The organism is Streptomyces capparidis (assembly GCF_054782095.1).
In genome coordinates, this window is the sequence record NZ_BAAGTD010000095.1 from 1 (window position 1) to 15,501 (window position 15,501).

At 76.4% G+C, this 15,501-nt stretch carries 2 protein-coding genes; both read left to right on the top strand.

All coding sequences use genetic code 11. The annotated features are described in order from the left end of the window. The coding region (locus ACYVO2_RS36515) for an SDR family NAD(P)-dependent oxidoreductase (RefSeq protein WP_461012431.1) at nucleotides 1-8,085 on the top strand (8,085 nt) is incomplete at its 5' end. Nucleotides 8,086-8,146: 61 nt separating this feature from the next. Then, on the top strand, nucleotides 8,147-15,501 hold a 7,355-nt coding region (locus ACYVO2_RS36520), incomplete at its 3' end, for an SDR family NAD(P)-dependent oxidoreductase (protein WP_461012432.1).

Genomic DNA, 15,501 nt, shown 5'->3' on the forward strand with positions numbered 1-15,501 from the left:
GGGGTGTTCGATCTGGCGGATGCCTGCCGTCTGGTGGCTGCTCGGGGGCGCTTGATGCAGGCGCTCCCTGCGGGTGGCGCGATGCTCGCCGTGCAGGCCGGGCTGGCGGATGTCGAGTCGGTTGTTGCCTCGCTGGACGGTGTGGACATCGCGGCCGTCAACGGCCCGACCGCGGTTGTGGTCTCCGGGGTCGAAGCTGCGGTTGAGCAGGTGCGGGAGCACTTCGCCGCTGCCGGAGTGAAGACGCGTGGCCTGACGGTCTCGCACGCGTTCCACTCGGCGTTGATGGAGCCGATGCTGGCCGAGTTCGAGCAGGTCGCGTCCGGCATTTCGTACCGCAGGCCGGAGATCGTGGTCGTCTCGAATCTGACCGGTCGTGCGGCTGGGGAGGAGATCGGTACTGCCGCCTACTGGGTCCGGCATGTCCGGGAAGCGGTGCGGTTCGGTGACGGCATCGAGTGGCTGTCCTCGGCCGGTGTCCGCAAGTTCCTGGAGCTGGGCCCGGACGCCACCCTGACCGCGATGGCGGCCGACTGCCTGCCGGCGGACTCCGATGCGGTGCTGGTGGCCGCGACCCGCCGCGAGCACGACGAGGTGCAGACGCTCACCTCCGCCGTCTCCCGCCTGTGGTGCACCGGCACCGACGTGGACTGGCCCGCCTTCTTCACCGGCCACACCCCCCGCCACGTCGATCTGCCCACCTACGCCTTCCAGCACCGCCACTTCTGGCTGACCGTTCAGGAGGACGACGCCCCGGCGCCCGCCGACGCGGCGGAGGCGGGGTTCTGGGAGGCCGTGGAGCGGCAGGATGTCGCCGCGCTGGTGGAGACCCTCGCCGGTGGCGCGCAGGGCACCGGGGACGAGGAGGCGCTGCGCGAGCTGCTGCCCGCGCTGTCGTCGTGGCGGCGCAGGCAGCGGGAGAGCAGCGCCGTGGACGGCTGCCGCTACGCCGTGTCCTGGAGGCCGCTGCCGCCCCGGGAGCCCGCGTTGGGCGGCCGCTGGCTGGTGGTGGTCCCGGAGCGGCCCGCCGACCGGGGGTTCGTGGACGCCGTGTGCGCCGCGGTGGCGTCGGCCGGTGCCGCCGTGGAGACGGTGGAGGTGCACGCGGGTGACGCGGTCCGGCTGGAGCTCGCCGACCACCTCGGGGAGCTGCTCGCCGAGGGGGCGCGGCCCGCCGGGGTGCTGTCGCTGCTCGCCTGCGCCGAGGAGGACGCGCCCGACCCGGACGGCCTGCCGTACCCGGTGGCCGCCACGGTCGCACTGCTCCAGGCGCTCGGCGACGCCGGGGTGGATGCCCCGCTGTGGTGCGCCACCCGCAACGCCGTCGCGGTGACGTCCACCGACCCGGCGCCCGTGCCCGAGCAGTCCGCCCTGTGGGGGCTCGGCCGGGTCGCCGGCCTCGAACTGCCGCACGGCTGGGGCGGTCTGGTGGACCTGCCCGCCGCGGTGGACGACCGCGCCAGGCGGCTGCTCGCCGGTGCGCTGGCCGCGCCCGGCGGCGAGGACCAGGTGGCCGTGCGCCCCGCGGGCCTGCACGCCCGCCGTCTCGTCCACGCCCCCGCCGCCGGGTCCGGCGGGCCCGGGGCCGCGGTGTGGCCGACGTCCGGCACCGTGCTCGTCACCGGCGGCACCGGTGCCCTCGGCGCCGAGGTCGCCAGGTCGCTGGCCGCCGCGGGCGCCGAGCACCTGCTGCTGGTGAGCCGCGGCGGGCCGCAGGCGCCCGGCGCGGAGGCGCTCGCCGACGAGCTGCGCCGGGCCGGCGCCCGGGTCACCGTGGCCGCCTGCGACGCCGCCGACCGCGACCGGCTCGCCGAGGTGCTCGCCGGTGTGCCCGCCGACGCGCCGCTGCGGGCCGTCGTGCACACCGCGGGCGTCGTGGACGACGGGATACTCGCGTCCCTGACCCCGGAGTCGATGCGCCGGGTGCTGCGCCCGAAGGCCGCGGCGGCCCGCAACCTGCACGAGCTGACGCTCGGCCGGGAACTCGACGCGTTCGTGCTGTTCTCGTCGTTCTCCGGCACCGTCGGCACGCTCGGCCAGGCCGCCTACGCCGCCGCCAACGCCTACCTGGACGCCCTCGCCGAGCAGCGCCGCGCCGCCGGGCTGCCCGCGCTGTCCGTGGCCTGGGGGCCGTGGGCGGGCGGCGGCATGGCCGGCGACCGGGCCGTGGAGGCGGGGGTGCGCCGCAGCGGGCTGGTGCCGCTGCCGCCGGAGCGGGGGGTCGCCGCGCTGGAGCGGGCCCTCGCCCGCGGCGAGGCGACCGTGGCGGTGGTGGACGTCGACTGGGAGCGGTTCGCCTCCGGTTTCACCGCGAACCGCCCCAGCCCGCTGCTGGCCGACCTGCCGGAGCTGCGCGGCGCCCTGCGCGCCCCGTCCGGCGCGGCGCCCGAGGACGGGGCGGGCGGCGCGGGCGAGCTGGTGCGGCGCCTGGCCGCGCTGCCCGGCGCCGACCGCGCCCGCGCCGTGCTGGACCTGGTCCGCGACCATGTGGCGGCCGTGCTCGGCCACTCCTCGGCGCAGGCCGTCCCCCCGGACCGGCCGTTCAAGGACCTCGGCTTCGACTCGCTGACCGCCGTCAACCTGCGCAACCGGCTGGGCACCCACACCGGCCTGCACCTGCCGGCCACCCTGGTGTTCGACTACCCCACCGCGACGGCGCTGGCCCGGCACCTGACCGAGCGGCTGCTGCCCGACCAGGCGGCGGACGACACCCCGGCCGCCGCCGGCGCCGCCCGCGCCGACGATGACCCGATCGCGATCATCAGCATGGGCTGCCGGTTCCCGGGCGACGTCACCTCGCCCGAGGAGCTGTGGCGGCTGCTGTCCGAGGGCCGCGACGCGATCACCCGCTACCCGGACGACCGCGGCTGGGACATCGACGAGCTCTACGACCCCGACCCGGCGGCGCCCGGCCGCACCTACGGCCGCGACGGCGGGTTCGTGCGGGACGCCGGGATGTTCGACGCGGCGTTCTTCGGGATCTCCCCGCGCGAGGCGGTGGCCATGGACCCGCAGCAGCGGCTGCTGCTCGAATCGTCGTGGGAGGTCGTGGAGCGCGCCGGGATCGACCCGCTCTCGCTGCGCGGCAGCAGGACCGGTGTGTTCGTCGGCCTGGTGCCGTTCGACTACGCCCCCTCCCACGGGCCGGGCCTCGAGGAACTGGAGGGCTTCCTCGGCATCGGCACCTCCTCCAGCGTCGCCTCCGGCCGGGTCGCCTACTCCCTCGGCCTGGAGGGGCAGGCCGTCACCGTGGACACCGCCTGCTCGTCGTCGCTGGTGGCGCTGCACCTGGCGGCGCAGGCGCTGCGGCAGGGCGAGTGCGACCTGGCGCTGGCCGGCGGTGTCACCGTGCTGCCCTCGCCGAGCCTGTTCATCGAGTTCAGCCGGCAGCGGGCCCTGTCGGCGGACGGCCGCTGCCGCGCCTTCTCCGCCGCCGCGGACGGCTTCGGGCCCGCCGAGGGCATCGGTGTGCTGCTGCTGGAGCGCCTGTCCGACGCCCGCCGCAACGGGCACCGGGTGCTGGCCGTGGTGAAGGGCTCGGCGATCAACCAGGACGGCGCGTCCAACGGCCTGACCGCCCCCAACGGCCCCTCCCAGCAGCGCGTCATCCGGCAGGCCCTGGCCAACGCCGGGCTGTCCCCGGCCGATGTGGACGCGGTGGAGGCGCACGGCACCGGCACCAGCCTCGGCGACCCCATCGAGGCGCAGGCCCTGCTGGCCACCTATGGTCAGGACCGGCCCGAGGACCGGCCGCTGTGGCTCGGCTCGATCAAGTCCAACCTCGGCCACACCCAGGCCGCCGCCGGCATGGCGGGCGTGATCAAGATGGTCATGGCGATGCGCGAGGGGGTGCTGCCGCGCACCCTGCACGCGGACGAGCCGAGCCCGCACGTGGACTGGACCGCCGGCCGCGTCGCCCTGCTGACCGAGGCCAAGCCCTGGGACACCGAGGACGGCCGGCCGCGCCGGGCCGGGGTGTCCTCCTTCGGCATCAGCGGCACCAACGCCCACGTCATCCTGGAGGCCCCCGAGGAACCCGGCCCGCGGGCGACCACCGTCGCCGCGGAACCCGTCCTCGACACCCCGGTCCCGCCGTGGCTGCTGTCCGCCCGCGACCCCGAGGCGCTGCGCGCCCAGGCCGCCCGCGTCGCCGAGCACGCCGCGGCCACCGGCGCCGACCCCGTGGACATCGGCTGGGCCCTGCTGACCCGCCGCGCCCACCTGGAGCACCGGGCCGTCGTCCACGGCACCGACCTGGCCGCACTCGTCGAGGCCGCCCGCGCCCTCGCCGAGGACGCGCCCGCCGACACCACCGCCACCGGCCGCACCGGCGCCACCGGCGGCGTCACGTTCGTCTTCCCCGGCCAGGGCTCCCAGTGGATCGGCATGGGACGGGAGATGCTGGCCGCCTCCCCGGTGTTCGCCGCCCGGCTCGCCGAGTGCGAGGCCGCGCTCACCCCGTTCACCGGCTGGTCCGTCACCGAACTGCTGACCGGCTCCGGCGAGGGCGCCTCCTGGCTGGAGCGCGCCGACATCGTGCAGCCGCTGCTGTGGGCGGTCATGGTGTCCCTGGCCGCCGTGTGGGAGTCCCTCGGCGTCGTGCCGTCCGTCGTCGTCGGACATTCCCAGGGCGAGATCGCCGCGGCCGTCGTCGCCGGCGCTCTCAGCCTGGAGGACGGCGCCCGCGTCATCGCCGCCCGCTCCGCCCTCGCCGCGCCCCTGGCCGCGCACGGCACCCTGCTCTCGGTCGCCGCGGGCGCCGAGTGGACCAGGGACCGCATCGCCCGCTGGGGCGGCGCCCTGTCCGTCGCCGCCGTCAACGGGCCGTCCGCCACCGTCGTCTCCGGCCCCCACGGCGCCCTGGACGAACTGACCGCCCTGCTCGACGGGGAAGGCGTCTGGCACCGCCGCGTCACCGGCACCTACGCCTCGCACTCCCCGATGATGGAGCCCCTGCGCGACGAGCTGCTGGCCGCCCTGCGCGGCGTCGCCCCCCGCGCGTCCCGCGTCCCGCTGATCTCCACCGTCACCGGTGAGCTCCAGGACACCGCGGCCATGGACGCCGACTACTGGTACACCAACCTCCGCGAGACCGTGGAGTTCTCCCGCGCCGTGGAGACGGCCGTCCGCCTGGGCCACACCACCGTCGTCGAGGTCAGCCCGCACCCGGTGCTCGTCGCCGCCGTGCAGGAGACCGCCGAGGCCGCGGGCGCCCCCGCCACCGCCGTCGGCACCCTGCGCCGCGACGACGGCGGACCCGCCCGGCTCACCGCGAACGCCGCCGAGCTGTGGGCCACCGGCGTCCCCGTCGACTGGCGCCCCCTGTACGCGGGCCGCACCACCCGCCACGTGGACCTGCCCACCTACCCGTTCCAGCGCAGGCGGTACTGGCTCCAGGCCCGCGGCGCCGCGGGCGACCCCGCCGGCCTCGGCCTGACCGCGGCGGACCACCCGCTGCTCGGCGCCGCCGTCCGCCTCGCCGCGGGCGACGGGCTGCTGCTCACCGGCCGGCTCGCCGCCCGCACCCAGCCCTGGCTCGCCGACCACCGCATCGCCGGCACCCCGCTGCTGCCCGGCTCCGCGCTGGTGGAGCTCGCCGTGCGGGCGGGCGACGAGGCCGACTGCGGCCACCTGCGGGAACTGGTCCTCCAGCAGCCGCTGGCGCTGCCCGAGCACGGCGGCGTCCGGCTCCAGATCGTCGTCGGCGCCGCCGCCGCGGACGGCACGCGCACCATCGGCATCCACTCCAGGCCCGAGGACGCCCCCGAGGCGGACCCCTGGACCTGCCACGCCGAAGGCGTCCTCACCCCCGAGCCCCCCGCCGGCCCCGGCGCCGACCTGGCGGCCTGGCCGCCCCCCGGCGCCGACCCCGTCGACGTCACCGGCTTCTACCCGGCCGCGGAAGCCGCCGGATACGGGTACGGGCCCGCGTTCCAGGGGCTGCGCGCCGCCTGGCGGCGCGGCGACGAGGTGTACGCCGAGGTCGCCCTGCCCGAGGCGCAGCGCGCCGACGCCAACCGCTACGGCCTCCACCCCGCGCTGCTCGACGCCGCCCTCCAGGCCGCGGCCGTCACCGCGGCGCGGGACGGCGGGCTGCGGCAGCCGTTCGCCTGGAGCGGCGTGTCCCTGCTGGCCTCCGGCGCCACCGAGCTGCGGGTCCGGCTGACCCCCGAGGGCGACGGCGCCACCAGGCTGCTGCTCGCCGACCCCGCGGGGCAGCCCGTCGCCGAGGTCGCGGCCCTGGTCCAGCGCACCGTGGACCCCGCCCGGCTCACCGCGCCCGCCGCGGCCGAGCCCGTGCGCGTCACCTGGACGCCGCTCGCCGTGGCCGCCGCGGACGACGACGCGGACGACGGCGCCGTGTTCGCGGGCGCCTGGGCCGTGCTCGGCGAGGACCCGCTCGGCGCGGGAGCCGCCGTCCAGGACACCGGGCGGCCCGTCGACGCCTACCCGGACCCGGCCGCCCTGCGCGCCGTCCTCGACGCGGGCGTGCCCGCGCCCGAGTGCGTCCTGCTCGCCCACGCGGGGCCCGCGCCCGCGGCCGGCCTCGACGGCCTGCTCGCGGAGTGGCTCGCCGACGACCGCCTCACCGCCACCCGGCTCGCCGTCGTCACCCGCGGCGCCGTCACCACAGGACCCGGCGCGGAAGCGGAGCCCGAGGCCGCCGCTGTCTGGCACCGGGTCACCGCCGCCCAGACCGCCCACCCCGGCCGCCTCCTCCTGATCGACCTCGACGACGACGCGGGCCGGGCGCCGGAGCTGCTGGCCGCCGCCCTGCGCGCCGCCGCCGAGCGGGACGAGCCCCGCGTCGCCGTCCACCGGGAGCAGGCCCTGGTGCCCCGCGCCCAGCGGCTCACCCCCGCCCCGGCGCCCCGGGCCCTGGCCGGCGAAGGCACCCTGCTGCTGGCCACCCCCGGCACCGGCGCCCCCGGAGGGGAGCTCGCCGCCGCCGTCGCCCGCCACCTGGCGGCCGGCGGAGGACCGCGCCGCCTGGTCCTGGCCGCACCCGCCGACGCCGGGCCCGTCGGCCTGCCCGCCGACCTGGAGGCCGACCTCAAGGAGCGCGGCATCCACCTCCAGTCGGCCGTCCTCGACCCCGCCGACCCCGCGTGGCCCGCCGCGCCGACCGCCGTCGTCGACACCACCGGCGACCCCGCCGTCACCCGGCGCCTGGACGAGCTGACCCGCGGCACCGCCGAGGCGTTCCTCGTCGTCGCGCCCCGCCCCGACGCCCCCCTGGAGGCCCTGGTCCGGCGGCGGCGCGCCGACGGCCTGCCCGGCACCCTGCTCACCCCCGCCCCCTGGGACCCCGCCGGGGACGGCACCCCCGGCGGCCTCACCGCCGCCGCCGTCACGGCCGCCCTCGGCCACGACGAACCCGTCCTCCACACCGCCCTGCTCGACCCGGCGGCCCTGCGCCGCCGCGCCCAGGACGGCACCCTCCCCGCCGAGCTGCGCCACCTCGCACCCGCCGCCCCCGCTCCCGCCGCCCGCCGCAGGGCCGCCGCCGGCGCCGCGGACGGCGACACCGGGGCGGACCTCGCCCAGCGGCTCGCCGCCGTCCCGGCCGGGGAGCGCGAGCGGTTCCTCGCCGACCTCGTCCGCCGCCAGGCCGCCGCCGTCCTCGGCCACGCCTCCGCCGACGAGGTCGATACCGACCGGCCCTTCAAGGACCTCGGCTTCGACTCGATGATGTCCGTCCAACTGCGCAACCGCCTCGGCGCCGAGACCGGTCTGACCCTGCCCGCCACCCTGGCGTTCACCTACCCCACCCCCGAGGCCCTGGCCGCCCACCTGCTGGAGCGGCTCGGACCCGGCGACGGCACGGGCGACGCCGAGGCGGACCGCGTCATCACCGAGATCGAACGGCTGGAGACCGCCCTCGCCGCCCTGGAGTCCGCCGCCGACGGCGACACCCGCACCCGGATCGCCAAACGCCTCCAGAACGTCCTGTGGCGCTGGAACGGGACCGCGCCCACCACCACGGAAGGACCCGCCGACGGCGTCATCGACGAGGACGCCCTCGAATCCGCCACCGACGACGAGATGTTCGACCTGATCGACCGCGAGCTTGGCTCGGCCTGACCCCCGCCCGCCCCGGCCCGGAGTCAGCGGCCGCCCCTCAGAGAACCGTGTAGGAGTACCCATGCCGAACAACGAGGACAAGCTCCGCGAGTACCTCAAGCGCGTCACGGCGGACTTCACGCAGGTGCGCCGCCGCCTGCGCGAACTGGAGGCCAAGGACACCGAACCCGTCGCCGTGATCGGCATGGCCTGCCGCTACCCCGGCGGCATCGCCTCCCCCGACGACCTGTGGCGGATGGTCGCCGAGGGCCGCGACGGCATCACGCCGTTCCCCACCGACCGCGGCTGGGACGAGGACCTGTACGACCCCGACCCCGACGCCCACGGCAAGTCCTACGTCGTCGAAGGCGGCTTCCTGCACGACGCCGCCGACTTCGACCCCGAGTTCTTCGGCATCTCCCCCCGCGAGGCCCTGGCGATGGACCCGCAGCAGCGGCTGCTGCTGGAGGCGTCCTGGGAGGCGATCGAACACGCCGGCATCGCCCCCGCCGCCCTGCGCGGCACCCGCACCGGCGTCTTCGCCGGCGCCGTCGCCTCCGACTACGCGGGCCGCCTGGACACCGTGCCCCAGGAGATCGAGGGCTTCCTCGCCACCGGCAACATGACCGCCGTCGTCTCCGGCCGCGTCTCCTACGTCCTCGGCCTGGAGGGCCCGGCCGTCACCATCGACACGGCCTGCTCGTCCTCCCTGGTCGCCACCCACCTCGGCGTCCAGGCGCTCCGCCAGGGCGAGTGCGACTACGCCCTCGCCGGCGGCGTCACCGTGCTGTCCACCCCCGCCGGCTTCATCGGCTTCAGCCGCCAGCGCGGACTCGCCCGCGACGGCCGCGTCAAGGCGTTCGCCGCCGCCGCGGACGGCACCATCTGGTCCGAGGGCGTCGGCGTCCTGCTGCTGGAACGCCTCTCCGACGCCCGCCGCAACGGCCACCCCGTGCTCGCCGTGCTCCGCGGCTCCGCCACCAACCAGGACGGAGCCAGCAACGGCCTGAGCGCCCCCAACGAGCTCGCCCAGCGCCGCGTCATCGAACAGGCCCTGGAGAGCGCCCGCCTGACCACCGCGGACATCGACGCCGTCGAGGCCCACGGCACCGGCACCACCCTCGGCGACCCCATCGAGGCCCAGGCCCTCCTGGCCACCTACGGCCAGGACCGGCCCGAGGACCGGCCGCTGTGGCTCGGCTCGATCAAGTCCAACATCGGCCACTCGGGCGCCTGCGCCGGCGTGGCGGGCGTCATCAAGATGGTGATGGCGATGCGGCACGGGGTGCTGCCGCGGACGCTGCATGTGGACGAGCCGTCGCCGCACGTGGACTGGTCGGCGGGTCGGGTCTCGCTGCTCAGCGAGGCCCGGGAGTGGGCGGCGCGGGGGGACGCGCCGCGTCGGGCCGCGGTGTCGTCGTTCGGGGTTTCCGGGACGAACGCGCACGTGATCGTGGAGGAGGCTCCGGAGGACGCCTCGCCCGGGCCGGTGGTGGTGTCGGGAGAGGGCGGGCTCGCGGGGTCGGGTGTGGTGCCGTGGGTGGTGTCGGCTCGGTCCGGTGCGGCGCTGGCGGGGCAGGCCGGGCGGCTGGCGGAGGCGGTGCGGGGCTCCGATCCGGTTGATGTCGGGTGGAGTCTGGTGTCGTCGCGGTCGGTGCTGGAGCACCGGGCGGTGGTGTGGGGGAGTGCCGCCGGGGAGTTCGCGTCGGGGCTCGGGGCGTTGGCCACGGGTGGGGTTGCGGCCAATGTCGTCGCCGGGGTGTCCGGTGGGGACGGCGGGGTCGTGCTGGTGTTCCCGGGGCAGGGGTCGCAGTGGTTGGGGATGGGGCGGGGTCTGCTTGCGTCGTCTCCGGTGTTCGGGGCTCGGTTGGCGGAGTGTGAGTCTGCGCTGCGGCCGTTTGTGGACTGGTCGTTGGGTGAGGTGCTGGCCGGGGACGACGACGCCTGGTTGGGACGGGTGGACGTTGTTCAGCCGGTGCTGTGGGCCGTGATGGTGTCGCTCGCCTCTGTGTGGGAGTCGCTGGGCGTCAAGCCCGCTGCCGTGGTCGGGCACTCGCAGGGTGAGATCGCTGCCGCTGTGGTGGCTGGTGCCTTGAGCCTGGAGGACGGGGCGCGGGTTGTCGCGTTGCGGTCGGCGGCGATTCGGGAGGAGTTGGCCGGTCGGGGCGGGATGCTGTCGTTGGCTGTCGGCGCTGATCAGGTGGAGACCTGGTTGAAGGCGTATGAGGGCCGGGTGTCGGTGGCGGTGTTCAACGGCCCTGCCGCGACGGTGGTCGCCGGTGAGCCTGCGGCGTTGGAGGAGATCGCGGCGACGGCCGAGGCGGCCGGGGTGCGGGCGCGGATGGTTCCGGTGGACTACGCCTCGCACTCCCCGCACGTGGAGGACATCAAGGACCGCCTTCTGGCTGCCTTGGCGGAGGTCTCCCCGCAGCCCGCCCGAGTGCCCCTGATCTCCACGGTCACCGGTGAGGTGCTGGACACCACCGCGATGGGCGCGGAGTACTGGTTCACCAACTTGCGTCAGCCGGTGCGCTTCACGGATGCCGTCGAGCAGGCTCTCGCCTCCGGCCACAGCCGTTTCGTCGAGGTCAGCGCGCACCCGGTGCTGGTGATGGGTGTGCAGGCCATCGCCGAGGCGGCGGGGAAGAGCGCCGTGGTGGTGGGTTCCCTGCGCCGTGAGGAGGACGAGCCGGCCCGCTTCATCGCGAATGCCGCCGAGTTGTGGGTGCGGGGCACTTCGGTGGATTGGTCGGCGGTGTTCGCCGGGCGGGCCGTGCGTCGTGTCGACTTGCCGACGTATGCCTTCCAGCGGCAGCGCTACTGGCTGGAGGCGCCTGCCGGGGCCGCCGATGTGACCGGTGCCGGGCTGGCCGCCGCCGACCACCCGCTGCTGGGCGCGGCGGTGAGCCTGGCCGCTGACGGCGGCCTGGTCCTGACCGGCAGGCTGTCCACCCGCACCCACCCGTGGCTCGCCGACCACGCGGTGGCCGGGACCGTGCTGCTGCCCGGGACCGGGTTCGTGGAGCTGGCCGTCCGCGCCGGGGACGAGGTCGGCTGCCCGCACCTGCGGGAGCTGACCCTCCAGGCCCCGCTGGTCCTGCCGCGGGACGGTGCCGTGCAGCTCCAGGTGGTGGTCGGCGCCCCCGACGACACCGGGCAGCGGGACGTGTCCGTCTACTCCCGCCCGGAGGCCGCGGAGCAGGACGGGCCCTGGACCCGGCACGCCGAGGGCGTCCTCGCCGCCCGGAGCGGGGCCCGGCCCGCGGCTGAGCTGGTGGCCTGGCCGCCCGCCGGTGCGGAGCCGGTGGACGCCTCCGGGTTCTACGCGGACGCGGAGGCGGCGGGCTACGGCTACGGCCCCGTGTTCCGGGGGTTGAAGGCGGTGTGGCGGCGGGACGACGCGGTGTTCGCGGAGGTGGAGCTGCCGGAGGGGCAGCGCGGTGACGCGGCGCGGTTCGGCATCCATCCGGCGCTGCTCGACGCCGCCCTGCACGCCAACGGCTACGCCCCGTTCGGCAGTACGGGCGAGACGCTGCGGCTGCCGTTCGCCTGGACGGGAGTGTCGCTGTTCGCCGCGGGCGCGGATCGGCTGCGGGTGCGGATCGCCGCGGCCGGGGACGACGCCCTGGCCATCGACGTCGCCGACACCCTCGGGCAGCCCGTCGCCCGCATCGACTCGCTGGTGCTGCGCCCCGTCTCCGCCGAGCAGCTCGGCGCCGCCGACGCACCCGGCCGTGACGGCCTGTTCCGCCTGGACTGGTCCGCGATCCCCGTGCCCGGCGAGGTGGCGGCCACCGGCGCCTGGGCCGTGCTCGGCGAGGACGACCGGTTCGGCATCGGCGCCGAGGTGCAGGGCGCGGGACTCCCCGTTGACGCCTACCCGGACGTGCCCGGCATCCAGGCCGTGCTGGAGGCCGGGGTGCCCGCCCCGCAGGTGGTGTTCTTCTCCCCGTCGGCCGTTTCCGGCACGGGGCAGGCGGATGCGGCGCGGCGGGTGACGGGTGACGTGCTGGGTGTGGTGCGGGAGTGGTTGGCTGTTGACGCGTTGGCGGAGTCGCGTCTTGTGGTGGTGACGCGTGGTGCGGTGGCCACCGGCGGTGGGGATGTGGCGGATCTGGCGGCGGCTCCGGTGTGGGGTCTGCTGCGTTCCGCGCAGTCGGAGAACCCCGGTCGGATCATGCTGCTCGACCTGGACCCGGAGGCGGACGCCGAGCCGGTGCCCGGCGCGGTCACGGCCGCACTGGACGCCGAGGAGTGGCAGGTGGCCGTGCGCGGCGGTGAGGTACTGGTGCCGCGCCTGGCACCGGCCGTCACCGGCCCTGCCCTGGTGCCGCCCGCGGGCGAGCGGGCCTGGCGCCTGGACACCACCGGCTCGGGCACCCTGGAGGGGCTGGCTCTGCTGCCGGTGCCGGAGGCCGCCGCGCCGCTGGCCGCCGGGCAGGTGCGGATCGCGGTCCGGGCCGCCGGGCTGAACTTCCGCGACGTGCTGATCGGTCTCGGGATGGTCCCCGACCAGCGGGTGATGGGCAGCGAGGCCGCCGGTGTGGTCGTGGAGGTCGGCGAGGGCGTCACCCATCTCGCGCCCGGTGACCGGGTGCTGGGCTTCGTCACGGGCGGCCTCGGCCCGCTCGCGGTCACGGACGCCCGCGTGGTGACCAGGATGCCGGAGGGCTGGTCGTTCGAGCAGGCCGCTTCGGTGCCGGTGGTGTTCCTGACGGCGTACTACGGCCTGGTGGACCTGGCGGGCGTCAAGGCCGGGGAGACGGTGCTGGTGCACGCGGGCGCCGGTGGGGTCGGCATGGCGGCGATCCAGTTGGCCCGGCACCTGGGCGCGAAGGTGTTCGCCACGGCCAGCCCCGGCAAGTGGGACGTCCTGCGCTCACTCGGCTTGGGCGAGTCCGTCATCGCGTCCTCCCGCGACCTGGAGTTCCGGGAGAGGTTCCTGTCCGCTACCGACGGGCGGGGCGTGGACGTGGTGCTCAACTCCCTGGCCGGGGAGTTCGTGGACGCCTCCCTCGACCTGCTGCCGCACGGCGGGCGGTTCCTCGAACTCGGCAAGACCGACATCCGGGCCGAGGAGGAACTCGCCCAGGCCCGCCCCGACATCACCTACCGGGCCTACAGCCCCGGCGACGGCGGCCTCGACCGGGTCCGGGAGATCCTCGGCACGATCCTGGAGCTGTTCGAGGCGGGTGTGCTGGCTCCGTTGCCGGTGCGGACGTGGGATGTGCGGCGGGCGCCGGAGGCGTTCCGGTTCATGAGTCAGGCCCGGCATGTGGGCAAGGTCGTGCTGACGATGCCGCGTGCCCTGGACCCGGACGGGACGGTGCTGGTCACCGGCGGGACGGGCACGCTGGGCTCGCTGCTGGCCCGGCACCTCGTCACCGAGCACGGGGTGCGGCACCTGCTGCTGACCAGCCGCTCCGGCCCGGAGGCCCCGGGCGCGGCGGAGCTGGTGGCCGAGCTGGCCGAGTCGGGGGCCCGAGCGGAAGTGGTGGCCTGCGACGCCGCCGACCGCGGCCGGCTCGCCGCCGTCCTTGCCGCCATCCCCGACGACCGCCCCCTCACCGGTGTCGTCCACACCGCGGGTGTCCTCGCCGACGGCGTCATCGGTTCCCTCACCGACGAGCAGCTCACCCGGGTCTGGCGGCCCAAGGTGGAGGCCGCGCTCAACCTGCACGAGCTGACCCGGGACGCCGACCTGGCCCTGTTCGCCCTTTACTCCTCCGCCTCCGGGCTCTTCGGCGGGCCCGGCCAGGCCAACTACGCCGCCGCCAACGTCTTCCTGGACGCCCTCGCACACCGCCGCCGCGCCCACGGCCTGCCCGCCACGTCCCTCGCCTGGGGGCTGTGGGCGCAGGCCAGCGGCATGACCGGCCACATGGGCCGCCAGGACCAGGCCCGGCTCTCCCAGGGCGGACTGGTCCCGCTCACCTCCGAATCCGGACTGGCCCTGTTCGACCAGGCCCTCACCGCCGACGAGGCGCTGCTCCTGCTCAGCCCGCTCGACCACGCGGGCCTGCGGGCCCTGGCGTCCGGCGGTGCCCTGCCTTCGCTGCTGCGGGGCCTGGTGCGCGCCCCGGCCCGCCGGGTCGTCGGGCCCGCCCGCACCGAGGCCGAGGGCTCGTCGCTGGCGCAGCGGCTGGCGGGGCTCGCCGAGGCGGACCGGGAGCGGTTCCTGCTCGACCTGGTGCGCGGCCACGTCGGCGCGGTCCTCGGGCACGCCGACCCGCAGTCCATTGACGCCGAACGCCCGTTCAAGGACCTCGGCTTCGACTCCCTGACGGCGGTGGAGCTGCGCAACCGCCTCAACACCGCCACCGGCCTGCGCCTGCCCGCCACCCTCATCTTCGACCACCCCACCCCCACCGCCCTCGCGGACTTCGTGAGGTCCGAGGTCGGCGGCGTGGCTCCCGTCCACACGCCCGTCCGCCCCGCGGCCACCGTCCCCGCCACCGGTGACGAGCCGATCGCCATCGTCGGCATGGCCTGCCGCTTCCCCGGCGGCATCGGCTCGCCCGAGGAGCTGTGGCGCACGGTGCTGGACGGACGCGACGCGATCTCGCCGTTCCCCGCGGACCGGGATTGGGACGAGGACCTGTACGACCCCGACCCCGACGCGCACGGCAAGACCTATGTGCGGGGCGGCGGGTTCGTGGCCGACGCCACCGAGTTCGACGCGGAGTTCTTCGGCATCTCCCCGCGTGAGGCCCTGGCGATGGACCCGCAGCAGCGGCTGCTGCTGGAGACCTCCTGGGAGGCGGTCGAGCGCGCCGGTATTGCCCCGGCGGCACTGCGCGGCAGCCGGACGGGAGTCTTCGCAGGCGCCTTGGCCTCGGAGTACGTCGCCCGGCTGAACGCCCTGCCCGAAGGCATCGAGGGCTTCCTCGGCACCGGCAACATGTCCAGCGTCACCTCGGGCCGCGTCGCCTACCAGTTGGGCCTGGAAGGGCCCGCGGTGACGGTGGACACGGCGTGCTCGTCATCGCTGGTGGCGCTGCACATGGCGGTGCAGTCGCTGCGGCAGGGCGAGTGCGACCTCGCCCTGGCCGGCGGCGTCACCGTGATGTGCACTCCGACCGGTTTCGTCGAACTCAGCCGCCAGCGGGGCCTGGCCGCCGACGGCCGCTGCAAGGCGTTCGCCGGGGCCGCCGACGGCTTCGGCCCGGCCGAGGGCGCGGGCGTGCTGGTGGTGGAGCGCCTGTCCGACGCCCGCCGCAACGGGCACCGGGTGCTGGCCGTGGTGAAGGGCTCGGCGATCAACCAGGACGGCGCCTCCAACGGCCTCACCGCCCCCAACGGCCCCTCCCAGCAGCGCGTCATCCGCCAGGCCCTGGCCGCCGCCGGGGTGGAGGTGGCGGAGGTGGACGCGGTGGAGGCGCACGGCACCGGCACGACGCTGGGCGACCCGATCGAGGCGCAGGCGCTGCTGGCCAC